Below are 15814 nucleotides of genomic sequence, written 5' to 3'. Positions count from 1 at the left end.
AGCCAACGCCGCAACCACCTCCTCCTCGCTCACCCCCGCCAGCGCCTCAACCACCCGATCGAGTGCCTCGCTCACCTCAGTGCGTGTGACCGCTCGAAGCCGGCGACGGACCCGCGTTCTTGACCGTAAGAGGCAGCAGCTTCTTACCGGTCGGGCCGATTTGTATGGCCGTATCCATCTGCGGGCACACGCCGCAGTCGAAGCACGGGGTCCAGCGGCAGTCCTCGACCTCCGTCTCGTCGAGGGCGTCCTGCCAGTCCTCCCAGAGCCAGTCCTTGTCGAGGCCCGAGTCGAGGTGGTCCCAGGGGAGGACCTCCTCGTAGGTGCGCTCGCGGGTGGTGTACCAGTCCACGTCGACGCCGAGGGGGGCGAGGGCCTTGTCGGCGCAGGCCATCCAGCGGTCGTAGGAGAAGTGCTCGCGCCAGCCGTCGAAGCGGCCGCCGTCCTCGTAGACGGCGCGGATGACGGCGCCGATGCGGCGGTCGCCCCTCGACAACAGGCCTTCCACGATGCCCGGCTTGCCGTCGTGGTAGCGGAACCCGATCGAGCGGCCGTACTTCTTGTCGCCGCGGATCTTGTCGCGGAGCTTCTCCAGGCGGGCGTCCGTCTCCTCGGCCGAGAGCTGCGGGGCCCACTGGAAGGGGGTGTGGGGCTTGGGGACGAAGCCGCCGATGGAGACGGTGCAGCGGATGTCGTTGGAGCGGGAGACCTCGCGGCCCTTGGCGATGACCTTGGTCGCCATGTCGGCGATCTGGAGGACGTCGTCGTCGGTCTCGGTGGGCAGGCCGCACATGAAGTACAGCTTCACCTGGCGCCAGCCGTTGCCGTAGGCCGTGGAGACGGTGCGGATGAGGTCGTCCTCGGAGACCATTTTGTTGATGACCTTGCGGATGCGTTCCGAGCCGCCCTCGGGGGCGAAGGTGAGGCCGGAGCGGCGGCCGTTGCGGGTCAGTTCGTTGGCGAGGTCGATGTTGAAGGCGTCGACGCGGGTGGAGGGGAGGGACAGGCCGATCTTGTCCTCCTCGTAGCGGTCGGCCAGGCCCTTGGCGATGTCGCCGATCTCCGAGTGGTCCGCGCTCGACAACGAGAGCAGTCCGACCTCCTCGAAGCCGGTCGCCTTGAGGCCCTTGTCGACCATCTCGCCGATGCCGGTGATGGAGCGCTCGCGGACCGGGCGGGTGATCATGCCGGCCTGGCAGAAGCGGCAGCCGCGCGTGCAGCCGCGGAAGATCTCGACGGACATGCGCTCGTGGACCGTCTCGGCGAGCGGGACCAGGGGCTGCTTGGGGTAGGGCCACTCGTCGAGGTCCATGACCGTGTGCTTGGAGACGCGCCAGGGGACGCCCGACCTGTTGGGGACCACGCGGGCGATCCGGCCGTCGGGGAGGTACTCGACGTCGTAGAAGGCCGGGATGTAGACGGAGCCGGTCTTCGCGAGGCGGAGGAGCACCTCCTCGCGGCCGCCGGGGCGGCCCTCCGCCTTCCACGCACGGATGATCTTCGTCATGTCGAGGACGGCCTGCTCGCCGTCGCCGATGATCGCCGCGTCGATGAAGTCCGCGATCGGTTCGGGGTTGAAGGCCGCGTGGCCCCCCGCGAGGACGATCGGGTCGTCGGTCGTACGGTCCTTGGACTCCAGGGGGATGCCGGCCAGGTCCAGGGCCGTGAGCATGTTCGTGTAGCCCAGCTCGGTGGAGAAGGACAGGCCGAACACGTCGAAGGCCTGCACCGGGCGGTGGCTGTCCACGGTGAACTGGGGGACGCCGTGCTCGCGCATCAGCGCCTCCAGGTCCGGCCACACGCTGTAGGTGCGCTCGGCGAGGACGCCCTCCTGCTCGTTGAGGACCTCGTAGAGGATCATGACGCCCTGGTTGGGCAGGCCGACCTCGTAGGCGTCCGGGTACATGAGCGCCCAGCGGACGTCGCAGGTCTCCCACGGCTTGACCGTGGAGTTCAGCTCTCCGCCGACGTACTGGATCGGCTTCTGCACGTGCGGGAGCAGAGCTTCGAGCTGCGGGAACACAGACTCAGCGACCCGGGCGGCGGCTTCGGCAGGCATCTCGCGGACCTTTGTGTGGTGGCTGGGGGGCGCCCTCCGGCCGGTGGCCGGGAAGGGTGACCATCAAGCCTAACCCGGTCGGAGGACTCCCCCGTACGCCCGGATCACATCGGTGCCCCGTGCTTGATGTCCGCCCAGGTCCCTGGCACCTCCGCCTCGACCGCCGCCGCCCGCTGCTCCTCGCGGCCGTGGAGCAGCCCGTACGTGAACGCGCTCTCCCCGGCGGCGTGGGCCACCGCGGCCAGTTCGCGCAGCCTCTCGCGGGCCATGACGCTGTCCTGGTGCTCGCCGAGCAGGCTCTGCAGGGACTTCATGGACTTGACCATGGTCTTGGCCCGTTTGCCGAGGGCGGGGCGGGCCGCCTCGGCCGCGTAGCGGGTGCGCTTGGCCTTCTTGCGGGCCTCGTGCAGGCCGAGGTCGCGGTCGTGGCCGGGCGGCTCGGCCATGGCCGTCTCGATCAGGCGGGTGACCTTGGCGAAGTCCTTGTGCACGGCCTTGGTGAGGACCTTCTCGGGGTTCTTGGCGGCCGCCTTCAGCAGGGGCGGGTCGGCGGCCAGGGCGTCGAGGGTGTCGAGGAGCGCCAGGTAGCGAGCCGAGTCGAGGACGCCGAGGAGCCGGCTGCGGGAGCCGCGTTGGCTCGCCTCGGCCCAGTGGTGGAGCCGGTCGTGGACGGGGCCGTGGACGAGGGTGGGGGGGACGTCGGCGAGGGCCGACATCAGGCGTTCGGCCAGGACCTCCTGGTCACGGCCCACGCCCAGCTCGCCGGCCAGCCATTTCAGCTCGTCGGCGACGGGGTCGGTGACCTGCCGGTCGAGGATCTTGCCGAAGGTGCGGAAGGTGCTGCGCAGCCGGCGGGTGGCGACCCGCATGTCGTGCACGCCCTCCTCGGTGTCCAGGCGGACGGCGGGGTCGAGCTCGACGATGGCGTCGCGCTGGGCGCGGACGTAGGCCATGACGTGGTCGCCCGCCGTGACGGGCGGGGCGGATCCGGTCGTGGGCGGGCGGGGTTTGCCGCCCTTGGTCTCGGCCAGGGCGCGGGCGACTTTCGACGGGGACTTCGAGGGGCGTACGCCCGCCTTGCCCAGCCGTTTCTCCACCTTGTCGAGGAAGGCGGGGTCGCCGCCGTCGGCGAGTTCCACCTCGATCTCGGTCCACTCCGCCTTGCCGTCGCCGCCGAAGAGCCGGTCTGCCCGGACGCGGTCCACGCTGACCTCGGCGAGCAGGGCGCCGTCGGCGTCGACGAGGTGCCGGACGTCGCGGGTGGTGCGCAGCCGGATCACCGGGACCAGCTGGCCCTCGCGGACCCGGGAGCGGGCCAGGGCGGCGAGTTCGTCGGGGAGCGTGTCGGAGAGGGGGGCGTGGATCTCGTCCCGGACGCCGGGGGCGACGGGGAGTTTGAGGTGCCAGCCGGCGTCGCTGCCTCCGCTGCGGCGGCGCAGGGTGACCTTGGCCGAGGCCAGGCGCAGGTCGGAGGTGTCGTAATAGGTCGCGTCGAGGTCGGCGGTGCCCTTGTCGACGATGTTCGCCACTCCTGCGACGCCGGTCAGGTCGGGCAGGCCACTGTCCTCGGATTCGTACTTGCGCTCGATTTCGCGCTTCGTGTCCGCCATGAGTTGAATCTAGTGGTCGGGCCGCCGCAGAGGCAGAGGCCAAAGAGGGTGAATCGGAGGAAGACCGAATGAATACGGGAGGTGAACGGACCGGCTGGTCTGTTCACCTCCCTGGGTTCCCCGGGCGCGGGCGCCTATGCCGACATAGGCCGCTGCGCCCTGATCGACTGGAGCAGTCCCACCGCCACCCACACCGCGAACATCGACGAGCCGCCGTACGACACGAACGGCAGGGGCAGGCCGGTGACCGGCATGATGCCGAGGGTCATGCCGATGTTCTCGAACGCCTGGAACGCGAACCACGCCACGATTCCGGCCGCGACGATCGTGCCGTACAGCTCGGTCGCCTCGCGGGCGATGCGGCAGGCGCGCCACAGGATGATCCCGAGGAGCACGATGATCAGGCCCGCGCCGACGAAGCCCAGCTCCTCCCCCGCGACCGTGAACACGAAGTCGGTCTGCTGCTCGGGGACGAACTGGCCGGTGGTCTGCGAACCGTGGAACAGGCCCGCGCCGGTCAGGCCGCCGGAACCGATCGCGATCCTGGCCTGGTTGGTGTTGTAGCCGACGCCGGCCGGGTCGAGGCTCGGGTTGGCGAAGGCGGCGAAGCGGGCGATCTGGTACTCGTCCAGGATGTGCAGCTGCCAGATGGCGATGCAGCCGATCACGCCGGCGGTGAGCAGGCCGAAGACCCAGCGGTTGGAGGCGCCGGAGGCGAGCAGCACGCCGAGGATGATCGTCACCATGACCAGGACCGTGCCGAGGTCGGGCATGAGCAGCACGATCAGGATCGGGACCGCGGCCAGGCCCAGGGACTGCAGCACGGTGCGGTGGTCGGGGTATTTCTTGTCACCGGCGTCGACCCGCGCCGCCAGTATCATCGCCATGCCCAGGATGATCGTGATCTTCACGAACTCGGCGGGCTGCAGCGAGAAGCCGCCGCCGAAGACGATCCAGTTGCGGCTGCCGTTGATGGTGGCGCCCAGCGGGGTGAGCACCGCGAGGATGCCGACCAGGGAGAGGCCGTAGAGGATCGGCACGGCGTTGCGGAGCTGGCGGTGGCCGACCCAGATGGTGCCGATCATCAGGGCGAGCCCGATGCCGGTGTTCATCAGGTGCCGGACCAGGAAGTAGTACTGGTCGCCCTGGTTGATCTCGGTGCGGTTGCGGGTGGCCGAGTAGACCAGCACCGAGCCGAGCAGCGACAGGGCGACCGCGGCCAGCAGCATCGGCCAGTCCAGGCGACGGGTCAGCGAGTCCCGGGCGAAGATCCGGGTCCAGCCGGCCCGCGCCGGGCCGTACCCGGAGACGGAGAAGCTGTTGACGCCGGTCATGTGAGCATCCTCCGGCTTCCCCGCCTGCGGGCTCGTCTGCGGGTGGTGCGGTTGCCCGTGGACGGTGAGGCCGTGGTGGCGGCCGGGGTCTGCCCGTCGCCGGTGGGCTTGTCGCCCTGCTTGGAGAAGACCTGGAAGTCCTTCGCCGGGTCCTTGGAGACCTTCGGGGAGTCGATCGTGCCGTCCGTGCGGACCTTCGGCAGGCCCTTCTGCGGGGTGTAGAGCAGCGCCTTGTTCTTGTCGATGGAGCCGTCGGCCGCCACGCCGTACAGCGCACTGTAGATGTTGCGGACCGCCTCACCGGAGGCACCGGAACCGGTACCGGCCTGGGAGATGGTCATGATGACCGTGTAGTCCTTGCTGTAGGTGGCGAGCCAGGACGTGGTCTGCTTGCCGTAGACCTCGGCGGTACCGGTCTTGCCGTGCAGGGCGATCTTGTCCTGCGGCCAGCCGCCGAACTTCCAGGCGGCGGTACCGCGGGTGATGACGCCCGCGAAGGCCTCGTCCATGCCCTTGAGGGTGGCCTGGGTGACCGGCAGCTTGCGGACCACCTTGGGCTTGATCTCCTGGACGCTCTTCCCGTCGGCGCTGACGATCGCCTTGCCGATGGTCGGCTGGTACTCGGTGCCGCCGTTGGCCACGGCCCCGTAGATCATCGCCTCCTGAATCGGCGTGACGAGGGTGTCGCCCTGGCCGATGGAGTAGTTGATCTCGTCGCCCTCGCGCATCTTGTTGCCTTCGAGGCAGTTCTCGTACTCGATCTTCTCGACGTAGGTGCCGTCCTTCTTCCCGGACTTGCACCAGGCGTCCTTGTTGGCCTTCCAGTAGTCGATCTTCCACTGGCGGTCGGGGACGCGGCCGGAGACCTCGTTGGGCAGGTCGACGCCGGTCTCCTTGCCGAGGCCGAACTGGTGGGCGGTCTTGAAGAAGTAGTCCTTCGGCTCGCCCGGCTTGGGGTTGATGCCGCCGTCCTTCTTCCACTCGCGGTCGGCGAGGCCGTAGAAGACGGTGTCGCAGGAGACCTCCAGGGCACGGCCCAGCGAGATGTCGCCGAAGTTCTCGCCCTCGAAGTTCTTGAAGACCTGGCCTCCGACCGAGTAGGAGCTGGTGCAGGGGTAGCCGCCGTCCCAGGCGTAACCGGCGTTGACCGCGGCCGCGGTGGAGACCACCTTGAACGTCGAACCGGGGGCCGCCTGACCCTGTATGGCCCTGTTGAGCAGCGGGTAGTCGGAGTCCTTGCCGGTGAGGGTCTTGTAGTCCTTGGCGGAGATGCCGCCGACCCACACGTTCGGGTCGTAGGTCGGGGCGGAGGCCATGGCGACGATCCGGCCGGTCTTGGCCTCCATCACGATGACGGCGCCGGAGTCGGCCTTGTAGTTCTCGTGGGTGATGCTGTCGTACTGCTGGCGGGCTGCCTTCATCGCCGTGTCCAGCTCGTACTCGGCGACCCGCTGGACGCGGGAGTCGATGCTGGTGACCAGGTTGGAACCGGGCTCGGCGGCATCGGACTTGGCCTTGCCGATGACGCGGCCGAGGTTGTCGACCTCGTAGCGGGTGACGCCGGCCTTGCCGCGCAGCTCCTTGTCGTACTCGCGCTCCAGGCCGGACCGGCCGACCTGGTCGGAGCGCAGGTACGGGGAGGAGGTGTCCTTCGCCTGCTGGATCTCGTCGTCGGTGACCGGGGAGAGGTAGCCGAGGACCTGGGCGGTGTTGGACTTGCCGGGGCTCGCGTAGCGGCGGACGGCCTCGGGCTCGGCGGTGATGCCGGGGAAGTCCTCGGAGCGCTCGCGGATCTGCAGGGCCTGCTTGGCGGTGGCCTCGTCGGTGATCGGGATCGGCTGGTACGGCGAGCCGTTCCAGCAGGGCTGGGGGGTCTTGGCGTCGCAGAGGCGGACCTTCTGCATGACGTCCTCGGGCTTCATCCCGAGCACGCCGGCGAGTTTGGTCAGGACGGCCTTGCCGTCGTCCTTCTGCTTGAGCAGGTCGGTGCGGGAGGCGGAGACCACCAGCCGGGTCTCGTTGTCCGCGAGGGGGACTCCGCGGGCGTCCAGGATCGAGCCGCGCACGGCCGGGTCGACGACCTGCTGGACGTGGTTGCCGGAGGCCTCCTTCTGGTACTCGGAGCCCTCCCGGATCTGCAGGTACCACAGGCGGCCGCCGAGGGTGCCGAGCAGGGAGAGGACGAGGATCTGGATGACGACGAGACGGATCTGGACGCGTGGGGTCCGACCGGTCTCGGGAATGTTGGTCACTGGGCTGTCTCCCCCTCTCCCGGCACAAATGCGCGTGCGCGTACGAATGATGAACGATCTACCTGTGAGGCCGCGTTCCGCCCCCGTGCACCCGTTCGGGTGAACTCACCCGCGTTCACAGCCGCTTGACCCCCTTGATGCGGCCGACGCGGACGTTGCGGGTGCGGGCCCTGGCCCTCAGGGCGCCCAGGCCGCTGCGCTGGCCGCCGATGCGCATGCCGGTCCCGGACGAGATCCAGCCGGCGGAGATGTCGCCCGCCTTGCCGCCGGAGTTGGCCTCGGTGAGCGGGTCGTTGTCGGCGCGGCGGGCCAGGGCCATGACTCCGGGGACCACGAACGGGGCGAGCAGCAGGTCGTACAGGGCGGCCGTGATCAGCAGGCTGGTCATGCCGACGTGCCGGGCGGCGGTGTCGCCGACGAGGGCGCCGACGCCGGCGTACAGCAGGGTGGAGCCGACGGCGGCGGCGACCACGACGAGCATCGGGCCGGTCGCGGACTTCAGGCGGCCGTTCTCCGGCTTGATGAGCCCGGCGAAGTAGCCGACGACGCAGAGCACCAGGGCGTAACGGCCGGCCGCGTGGTCGGCGGGCGGGGCGAGGTCCGCGAGGAGTCCGGCGCCGAAGCCGACGAGGGCGCCGCCCACATGGCCGTAGACCATGGCGAGGCCGAGGACGGTGAGCAGCATGAGGTCGGGCACGGCGCCGGGCAGGTGCAGGCGGGCGAGGACGCTCACCTGGATCACCAGCGCGACGACGACCAGGGCGGCGGAGAGCAGGATCCTGTTGACACGCATGGGGGACTCAGCTCCTACTGCTGCTGGCCGGTGGTGTCGGACGCGTTGGCGCTCGCGTCCGCGGACGGGGTGACCGTGACGGTCACCGTCGGGGTGGGGGTCGGCTTCGGCTTGGCCGGGAGCACCTCGTCGCGCGGGTCCTTCTTCGGTGCCTGGACGACCACACCGACGATGTCGAGCTTGGTGAAGGACACGAACGGCGTGACGTACAGGGTGCGGGTCAGGCCGCCGTTGGACGGGTCCACGCGGGTGACCGTGCCGACCGGGACGCCGGGCACGAACGGCTTGTCGCCCTGGGAGCCGAAGGTGACGAGCCGGTCGCCCTTCTTCACCTCGGCCTTGCTGTCGAGGAGTTCGACGCGCAGCGGGCGGTCGCCCTGTCCGGAGGCGAAACCGAGTTCGTCGCTGCCCTCCATACGGGTGCCGACGGTGAAGTCGGGGTCGTTGGCGAGCAGCACGGTGGAGGCGTCGGGGCCGACCGTGGTCACGCGGCCGACCAGGCCGTTGCCGTTGAGGACGGTCATGTCCCGCTTGATGCCGTCGTTGTAGCCGACGTCGATGGTGACGGTCCAGGAGAAGCCCTGCGCCGACCCTATGGCGATGACCTGGGCGCCCTTGATGCCGTACTGGCCCTCGGCGGCGACGTTGAGCATCTTCTCCAGCTGGCCGAGGCGGCTGCGGTTGCGGTCGTCGCTGCCGAGCTTCGCCTTGAGGGTCGCGTTCTGCTTCTCCAGCCGGGCCAGCCGGTCGTGCCGGTCGCCGGAGTCGCGGACGGCGGAGACGGCGTTTCCGACCGGGTCCACCACCGTCGACATGCCGTTCTCGATCGGGCCGAAGACCGCGGCCGCGGCCTGCCGGGCGCCGTCGACCGGGGAGTTCCTGCCGCCTCGGATGTCCACCGTGATCAGCGCGAACGCGATGGCGATCAGTAGCACCAGGAGCAGCCGGCTCTCTTTCGTGTCCCTCACGTGCGGCGGCCGTGCCTTCCTCAATAGGAACTTGCGGGGCTTTTGATGCGGATGCTTGTGAAGCAGGTGGGGCATGTGGGGGGGTGGAGGTTTGTGCGGGGCGGAGGCTTGTGGGAGAGGGCGGAAGCTTGTGGCGGGGGGAACTCGCCCTGTGCGAGCCTATGCCTCCATATCAACGATCCGCCGCACGAGGGGAGATCATCTCGTACGGCGGAATCGAAGAGTTACGTCATCTGCGCGGCTGGGCGTCCAGGACCTGCTGGAGCGCCTCGAACTCCTCGACGCACTTGCCGGAGCCGAGCGCCACGCTGTCCAGCGGGTCCTCGGCGATGTGGATCGGCATCCCGGTCTCGCGGCGCAGCCGCTCGTCCAGACCGCGCAGCAGGGCTCCGCCGCCGGTCAGAACGATTCCCCTGTCCATGATGTCGCCGGACAGCTCCGGCGGGCACTTGTCGAGGGTGGTCTTGACGGCGTCGACGATCGCGTTGACCGGCTCCTCGATCGCCTTGCGGACCTCGGCGGCCGAGATGACGACGGTCTTGGGCAGGCCGGAGACCAGGTCCCGGCCGCGGATCTCGGTGTGTTCGTCGGAGTCGAGGTCGTACGCCGAACCGATCGTGATCTTGATCTGTTCGGCCGTCCGCTCACCGAGGAGGAGCGAGTACTCCTTCTTGATGTGCTGGATGATCGCGTTGTCCAGTTCGTCGCCCGCGACGCGGATGGACTGGGCGGTGACGATGCCGCCGAGCGAGATGACCGCGACCTCCGTGGTGCCGCCGCCGATGTCCACCACCATGTTGCCGGTGGCCTCGTGGACGGGCAGGCCGGAGCCGATGGCGGCGGCCATGGGCTCCTCGATGATGTGCACCTGGCGGGCACCGGCCTGCGACGACGCCTCGATGACGGCACGGCGCTCGACACCCGTGATGCCGGAGGGCACGCACACGACCACGCGCGGCCGCGCGAGGTACCGGCGCTTGTGGATCTTGAGGATGAAGTAGCGGAGCATCCGCTCGGTGATCTCGAAGTCGGCGATCACGCCGTCCTTCAGCGGCCGCACGGCGACGATGTTGCCGGGCGTGCGCCCGATCATCTTCTTCGCCTCCGCGCCGACCGCGAGAATTCCACCGGTGTTCGTATTGATCGCGACAACGGACGGCTCGTTGAGTACGATCCCGCGACCCCTGACGTACACCAGCGTGTTGGCGGTCCCGAGGTCGACAGCCATGTCACGGCCGATGAACGACATTGAGTTCCCCATCAGGATTCGTCAGGCCTTCCTGGGAGCTTTTGAGGGCATTTCAGGTCGGCGAAGTGGGTGCTGTGACGTGAAGGCTTCCATCGTAGACGCGCCTGCACGAACACTGCGCGAGGGTCTTCGCCATTGTCAGCACGTGTACGGCCGCCTCGCTTGTGGAGACGGTCCGACGGGGCCACTCGTTCCCCCGATCGGCACGCATATGCCGAGGGACGGCCGAAATCGCTCGGCCGTCCCAGGTCCGTCCCAGGTCGTGCAGCTCAATGGACTGACGCCTCGTCAAGAACTTCCACGAAAAATCCGTACGGGCCCTTTGCGGGCGCCCGACGGCCGCGGCGGCTACGCGCGGCCGGGGAAGAAGATCTTGACCTCGCGCTCGGCGGACTCCTCGGAGTCGGACGCGTGGATCAGGTTCTCGCGGACGATCACACCGAAGTCACCGCGGATGGAGCCGGGTGCGGCGGCGATCGGGTCGGTGGGGCCGGCCAGGGCGCGGATGCCCTCGATGACCCGCTCGCCCTCGACGATCAGGGCGACGGACGGCCCGGAGGACATGAACTCGACCAGCGGCTCGTAGAACGGCTTGCCGACGTGCTCGGCGTAGTGCTGCTCCAGCGTGGCGCGCTCCAGGGTGCGCAGCTCCAGCGCGGTGATCTGCCAGCCGGCCTTGCGCTCGATACGGCTGATGATCTCGCCGGTCAGGCCACGACGGACGGCGTCGGGCTTGAGCAGGACGAGGGTGCGCTGGGTCACGGGAGGGCTCCTTCGGTACTGGCCGGGTGCGGTGAGGAGAGGCTACAGGGCTGGTCTGAGCGACCGTTGCACGGTGTGGTGCCGCCGGCCGGGACGTGGTGCCGGCCGGTCTTCGTCCTCAGGCACCCGACGGGCTGTCCTGGGTGCTCTGCGCCGCGAAGCGGGCCTTGGCCTCGTCGATTTTTCTGCCGTAGTGGACGGACGCCCACCACAGGCCGGCGAAGATCGCGCCCATGAAGTACATGGTCGGGACGTAGATCCCGGACGCGATCAGGGCGATCTGCAGGGCCCAGCCGAGGGCGACGCCGCCGGGGCGGGTGAGCACGCCGCACAGGGCCAGGCACAGGGCCATGGCGATGCCGCTGACCAGCCACACCGTGGAGGTGGAGAGGCCGGGGTCCTTCATGGCGACCAGGGCGGCGAAGCCGATGACGAAGAACTCGCCGATCAGGGTGGACGAGCAGAGCGTGCGCATGGTCAGGCCCTCCCGAGGAGCAGTCGGGCCTCGCCGACGGTGATGACGGAGCCGGTGACGAGGACGCCGCCGCCCGCGAACTCGCCCTCCTCCTCGGCCAGCGTGATCGCGGCCTCCAGGGCGTCGGGCAGCCGCGGCTCGACCTGGACGCGGTCCTCGCCGAACACCTCGACGGCGACCGCGGCCAGCTCGTCCGCGTCCATCGCGCGGTGGCTGGAGTTCTGGGTGATGACGACCTCGGCGAAGATCGGCTCGAAGGCCTCCAGGAGGCCGCGGACGTTCTTGTCGCCGCTGGCCCCGACCACGCCGATCAGCCGGCTGAAGTCGAAGGCCTCGCCGACGGCCTCGGCGGTGGCGCGGGCGCCGGCCGGGTTGTGGGCGGCGTCGAGGACGACGGTGGGCGAGCGCCGTACGACTTCGAGGCGGCCCGGGGACGAGACCGCCGCGAAGGCCTTGCGGACGGTGTCGATGTCCAGCCGCTCGGGGCGCTGGGAGCCGACGCCGAAGAACGCCTCCACCGCCGCCAGGGCGACGGCCGCGTTGTGGGCCTGGTAGGGGCCGTGCAGGGGGAGGTAGACCTCGTCGTACTCGCCGCCGAGGCCGCGCAGGGTGAGCAGCTGGCCGCCGACGGCGACCTGGCGCGCGACGACGCCGAACTCCAGGCCCTCGCGGGCGACGGTGGCGTCCACCTCGACGGCCTTCTTGAGGAGCACCTGGGCCGCGTCGACCGGCTGCTGGGCCAGGATCACGGTGGCGTCCTGCTTGATGATGCCGGACTTCTCGCCGGCGATCTCCGCGGTGGTCTCCCCGAGCCGGTCGGTGTGGTCGAGGTCGATGGGGGTGACGACGGCGACGTCCCCGTCGATGACGTTCGTGGCGTCCCAGGAGCCGCCCATGCCGACCTCGACGACGGCGACGTCCACGGGAGCGTCCGCGAAGGCCGCGTACGCCATGCCGGTGAGCACCTCGAAGAAGGAGAGCCGGTACTCCTGCTGCGCGTCGACCATCTCGACGTAGGGCCTGATGTCGTTGTACGTCTCGATGAACCGCTCGGCGGAGATCGGGGCGCCGTCGAGGCTGATGCGCTCGGTGATCGACTGCACGTGCGGGCTGGTGTAGCGGCCGGTACGGAGTTCGAAGGCGCCGAGCAGGGCCTCGATCATGCGGGCGGTGGAGGTCTTGCCGTTGGTGCCGGTGATGTGGATCGAGGGGTACGACCGCTGCGGCTCGCCCAGCACGTCCATGAGGGCGGCGATCCTGGTGACCGACGGCTCCAGCTTGGTCTCGCCCCAGCGGGTGGCGAGCTCCGCCTCCACCTCGCGCAGGGCCCCGTCGACCTCGGGGTCCTCGGGACGGCCCGGGACGTCGGGCTGCTGCGGGCCGCCCTGGGTGCGCAGGGTCCGGCTGCCGGCCTCGATCACCGCGAGATCGGGGTCGCGTTCCGTCTCGGCCGCGACGATCTCGTCGAAGCCGTCCTCGGAGCCGTCCTCGAAGTCGTCGTCGAAGCTCTCATGGGGGTCGCGCGGGGGCAGATCACTCACGGCACCAGTCTACGGAGCCCGGCGCGCGCGTGGACGCGTCGGGCACCGGGAGCGCCTGCTCGCACCAGATCGTCTTGCCGGCGGAGGTCTGCCTGGTCCCCCACCGCTGGGTGAGCTGGGCCACCAGCAGCAGGCCACGGCCGCCCTCGTCGAAGACCCGGGCCCGCCGCAGGTGCGGGGCGGTGCTGCTGCCGTCGGACACCTCGCAGATCAGCATCCTGGTGTCGCGGATGAGCCGCAGCTGGATCGGGTCGCCGCCGTAGCGGACCGCGTTCGTGACGAGTTCGCTGACCACCAGTTCGGTGGTGAAGGACAGCTCGTCCAGCTTCCAGGCGGCGAGCTGGCCGGTGGCCAGGGTCCGGGCCCCCGCCACCTGCTCGGGGTCCGCGGGGACCTCCCAGGCGGCCACCTGGTCGCAGGGCAGGGCGCGGATGCGGGCGAGCAGCAGGGTGACGTCGTCGGCGGGTTCGCCGGTGCGCAGCGCGGCCACCACCCGGTCGCAGGCCGCCTCCAGCGGCTCCCCGTCCCCTGCGGAGGTGAGCGCGCGGCGCAGCCGGTCGAGGCCGTGGCCCATGTCGAGGCTGCGGGAGTGCACCAGGCCGTTGCTGAACAGGGCGAGGACGGAGCCCTCGGCGAGGTCCAGGTTCGTGGTCTCGAAGGGCAGCCCGCCGAGCCCGAGCGGCGGGCCGGCCTGGCCGGGAGCCGGCTCCACCGACCCCTGGGGGCTGATCACGAAGGGCAGCGGATGGCCCGCGCTGGCCAGGGAGCAGTGCCGCGAGACCGGGTCGTAGACGGCGTACAGGCAGGTCGAACCCACCTCGCCGGCCTGTTCCCCGGCGCCGTCGTCGAGGTGCAGGACCAGGTCGTCCAGATGGGTGAGGAGTTCGTCGGGGGGCAGGTCGACGTCGGCGAGGGTGCGGACCGCCGTGCGCAGCCGGCCCATGGTGGCGGAGGCCTGGATGCCGTGTCCGACGACGTCACCGACGACCAGGGCCACCCGGGTGCCCGACAGCGGGATCACGTCGAGCCAGTCGCCGCCGACGCCGGCCCGGGTGCCGGTGGGCAGGTAGCGGTAGGCGAAGTCGACGCTGGGGCAGTCGGGCAGGCCGTGCGGGAGCAGGCTGCGCTGGAGTGCCAGCGCGGTCTCACGCTCCCGGGTGTAGCGGCGCGCGTTGTCGATGGCGGTCGCGGCCTTCGCCGCCAGTTCCTCGGCGTCGGACAGGTCGTCCTTCTCGAACGGCGGGGAGTCCAGGGCGCGCCAGAAGACGATCACCCCCATCGGGACGCCCTGTGCCGACAGCGGGGCGGTGATCAGCGAGTGCATGCCGTGGTCGAGGAGCTGTTCGGTGTGCCGCGCGTCGGGAAACCTCGCTCCGGGGGTGGCCCGCAGGTCGGCGACGAGGACCGCGGCGTCGTCGGCGTGGCGGGTGCCGTCGGGCGGGGGGTCCACGGCGATCAGGGTGCCGGTGGGGTCCAGTGGGGAGTCGTCGCGGACGCCGCCCCGGGCGACGCGCCGCAGGACGGTCTCGGCGGCCGTCGGCTCGCCGCCGTGCAGCACCGGCTCCTCCAGGTCGACGGTGACGAAGTCGGCGAAGCGCGGGACGGCCACCCGCACCAGCTCGTCGGCGGTCCGCCCCACGTCCAGGGTGTTGCCGACGGCGGTGCCGGCGTCGTAGAGCAGCCGCAGCCGCCGGTGGCTCTTCTCCAGCGAGCCCGCCATCGTGTTGAACGCGGTCTCCAGCTGCCCGATCTCCCGGCGTCCGGACGGCGGCACCCGGGCGGTCAGGTCACCGGCGGCGAGCCGGGTCGCGAAGCCCGCCATCCTGCGCACCGGCCAGACGATCACCCGGGTCACGTAGGCGCCGTAGGCGATGATCAGGAGGACCGCCGCGCCGACGCCCACCGACGCGGAGATCGTGAGCATGCGCATCCGGGCCTCCAGCGCGTTCTCGCGCTGGTTGATCGCGGCGCGCTCGGTCTGGACGTAGCGGGAGAACTGGGCCCGGAGTGCGTCGAGCCGCTGCTTGCCCTCCAGAGTCCGCGCAGTGCTGCTCGCGTCGGGGTCGCCGCGCCGGGCCTCGGCCACGAGCGGGACCGAGTAGTCGTCGACGAAGGACTGACCGGACCGCTGGATCTGCCGGGCGAGCTGCCGCTGGACGGGGGACGTGCTGACGTCCACGAGCCGCTGTGCCTGCGCGGGGTACGCGGCCCGGGCGGCCCGCCAGGGCTCCAGGAACGCGTCCTGGTGGGTGATGACGTAGCTGCGCTGACCGCCCTCCATGTCGAAGAGGGTGCCCTGGACCACGCCGACCTGGGTCAGGGCGGGCCGCCCGCTGCGTGCGGAGAGCAGGGAGTGCTGGGCGTCCTCGATCGCGAGGACCAGTATCAGGAAGACGAGGCCGATGAGGACGGCGAGCAGGCCGCCCGCGCCGGCCGCCAGGGGGACCAGTCCCCGGTACGGAGGCGTCCCCGTTCGACCCCTGTGCTGCATGTGGGCGTTCCCTCCACCGCAGAGCACCAAAAAGGAACATTACGGTCATGTTCCTACTCCTGGATTGTAGGGCGGTGGCGGGTGGGCGCTTTGTGGCCCGGACTGCCCGCGAGCGCGCCGGGAGTGGGCCGGGAACGATCCGGGAGCGGCCCCGGACATGCCCGAAGGCGTCCGGGGGGCCCGCGGGGGGGGGGTGCCTGGGGCGCTCTCGGGGGGGTCCGGTTCCGCCTCTGGGCGGGGCTTCCACTGGGTATGGGGGTCGGCGACGTTCCCCTCCGAC

General features: G+C 70.4%; 11 protein-coding genes. All 11 read right to left on the bottom strand.

Features of this window, described 5'->3' with window-relative positions; translation table 11 throughout:
- Nucleotides 1-76 precede the first annotated feature (76 nt).
- A complete protein-coding gene (locus ACZ63F_RS13610) occupies nucleotides 77-2059 on the bottom strand; it encodes a TIGR03960 family B12-binding radical SAM protein (RefSeq protein WP_469710753.1) in 1983 nt (660 codons plus the stop codon).
- A gap of 104 nt (nucleotides 2060-2163) precedes the next feature.
- Nucleotides 2164-3669 (bottom strand): CYTH and CHAD domain-containing protein, encoded by a 1506-nt coding sequence (locus ACZ63F_RS13605; RefSeq protein ID WP_469710750.1) that lies wholly within the window; start codon nucleotides 3667-3669, stop codon nucleotides 2164-2166.
- Between the two features lie 134 nt (nucleotides 3670-3803).
- Nucleotides 3804-5003 (bottom strand): rod shape-determining protein RodA, encoded by a 1200-nt coding sequence (gene rodA / locus ACZ63F_RS13600; protein ID WP_352360995.1) that lies wholly within the window; start codon nucleotides 5001-5003, stop codon nucleotides 3804-3806.
- The gene (gene mrdA, locus ACZ63F_RS13595; protein WP_469710748.1) at nucleotides 5000-7255 is read right to left on the bottom strand and encodes a penicillin-binding protein 2; all 2256 of its coding nucleotides are present in this window, start codon (nucleotides 7253-7255) and stop codon (nucleotides 5000-5002) included. Before mrdA ends, rodA begins: the two co-directional genes overlap by 4 nt.
- 115 nt (nucleotides 7256-7370) lie before the next feature.
- Nucleotides 7371-8048 (bottom strand): rod shape-determining protein MreD, encoded by a 678-nt coding sequence (mreD, locus tag ACZ63F_RS13590; RefSeq protein ID WP_469710746.1) that lies wholly within the window; start codon nucleotides 8046-8048, stop codon nucleotides 7371-7373.
- 14 nt (nucleotides 8049-8062) lie between these two features.
- Nucleotides 8063-9016, bottom strand: a complete 954-nt coding sequence (gene mreC / locus ACZ63F_RS13585) for a rod shape-determining protein MreC (RefSeq protein WP_352361001.1) — start codon at nucleotides 9014-9016, stop codon at nucleotides 8063-8065.
- A gap of 229 nt (nucleotides 9017-9245) precedes the next feature.
- Nucleotides 9246-10265, bottom strand: coding sequence for a rod shape-determining protein (locus ACZ63F_RS13580; protein WP_004001297.1), 1020 nt, complete (start codon nucleotides 10263-10265; stop codon nucleotides 9246-9248).
- Between the two features lie 348 nt (nucleotides 10266-10613).
- Nucleotides 10614-11027 carry a nucleoside-diphosphate kinase gene (gene ndk / locus ACZ63F_RS13575; RefSeq protein WP_351493051.1) on the bottom strand — a complete coding sequence of 138 codons (414 nt, stop codon included), beginning with the start codon at nucleotides 11025-11027 and terminating at the stop codon, nucleotides 10614-10616.
- A gap of 118 nt (nucleotides 11028-11145) precedes the next feature.
- Complete coding sequence (locus ACZ63F_RS13570) at nucleotides 11146-11502, bottom strand: DUF4233 domain-containing protein (protein WP_457694382.1); 357 nt, start codon at nucleotides 11500-11502, stop codon at nucleotides 11146-11148.
- A 2-nt stretch (nucleotides 11503-11504) separates the two neighbouring features.
- On the bottom strand, nucleotides 11505-13034 hold the full coding sequence (folC, locus tag ACZ63F_RS13565) for a bifunctional tetrahydrofolate synthase/dihydrofolate synthase (protein WP_469711379.1): 1530 nt from the start codon (nucleotides 13032-13034) through the stop codon (nucleotides 11505-11507).
- A 1-nt stretch (nucleotide 13035) separates the two neighbouring features.
- Nucleotides 13036-15534: a SpoIIE family protein phosphatase gene (locus ACZ63F_RS13560; protein WP_469710743.1), complete on the bottom strand. Its 2499-nt coding sequence runs from the start codon at nucleotides 15532-15534 to the stop codon at nucleotides 13036-13038.
- Nucleotides 15535-15814 lie beyond the last annotated feature (280 nt).

This window comes from Streptomyces sp. NPDC104761 (assembly GCF_055583445.1).
Note: the sequence above shows the minus strand (reverse complement) of the source record. Positions and strands in the feature narration are given on the sequence as shown.

Excerpts from the sequence above, each read along its gene's own strand:
- ACZ63F_RS13610 (WP_469710753.1), bottom strand. The coding sequence starts at position 2,059 with ATGCCTGCCGAAGCCGCCGCCCGGGTCGCTGAGTCTGTGTTCCCGCAG.
- ACZ63F_RS13605 (WP_469710750.1), bottom strand. The coding sequence starts at position 3,669 with ATGGCGGACACGAAGCGCGAAATCGAGCGCAAGTACGAATCCGAGGAC.
- rodA (WP_352360995.1), bottom strand. The coding sequence starts at position 5,003 with ATGACCGGCGTCAACAGCTTCTCCGTCTCCGGGTACGGCCCGGCGCGG.
- mreD (WP_469710746.1), bottom strand. The coding sequence starts at position 8,048 with ATGCGTGTCAACAGGATCCTGCTCTCCGCCGCCCTGGTCGTCGTCGCG.
- ACZ63F_RS13580 (WP_004001297.1), bottom strand. The coding sequence starts at position 10,265 with ATGTCGTTCATCGGCCGTGACATGGCTGTCGACCTCGGGACCGCCAAC.
- ACZ63F_RS13570 (WP_457694382.1), bottom strand. The coding sequence starts at position 11,502 with ATGCGCACGCTCTGCTCGTCCACCCTGATCGGCGAGTTCTTCGTCATC.
- ACZ63F_RS13560 (WP_469710743.1), bottom strand. The coding sequence starts at position 15,534 with ATGCAGCACAGGGGTCGAACGGGGACGCCTCCGTACCGGGGACTGGTC.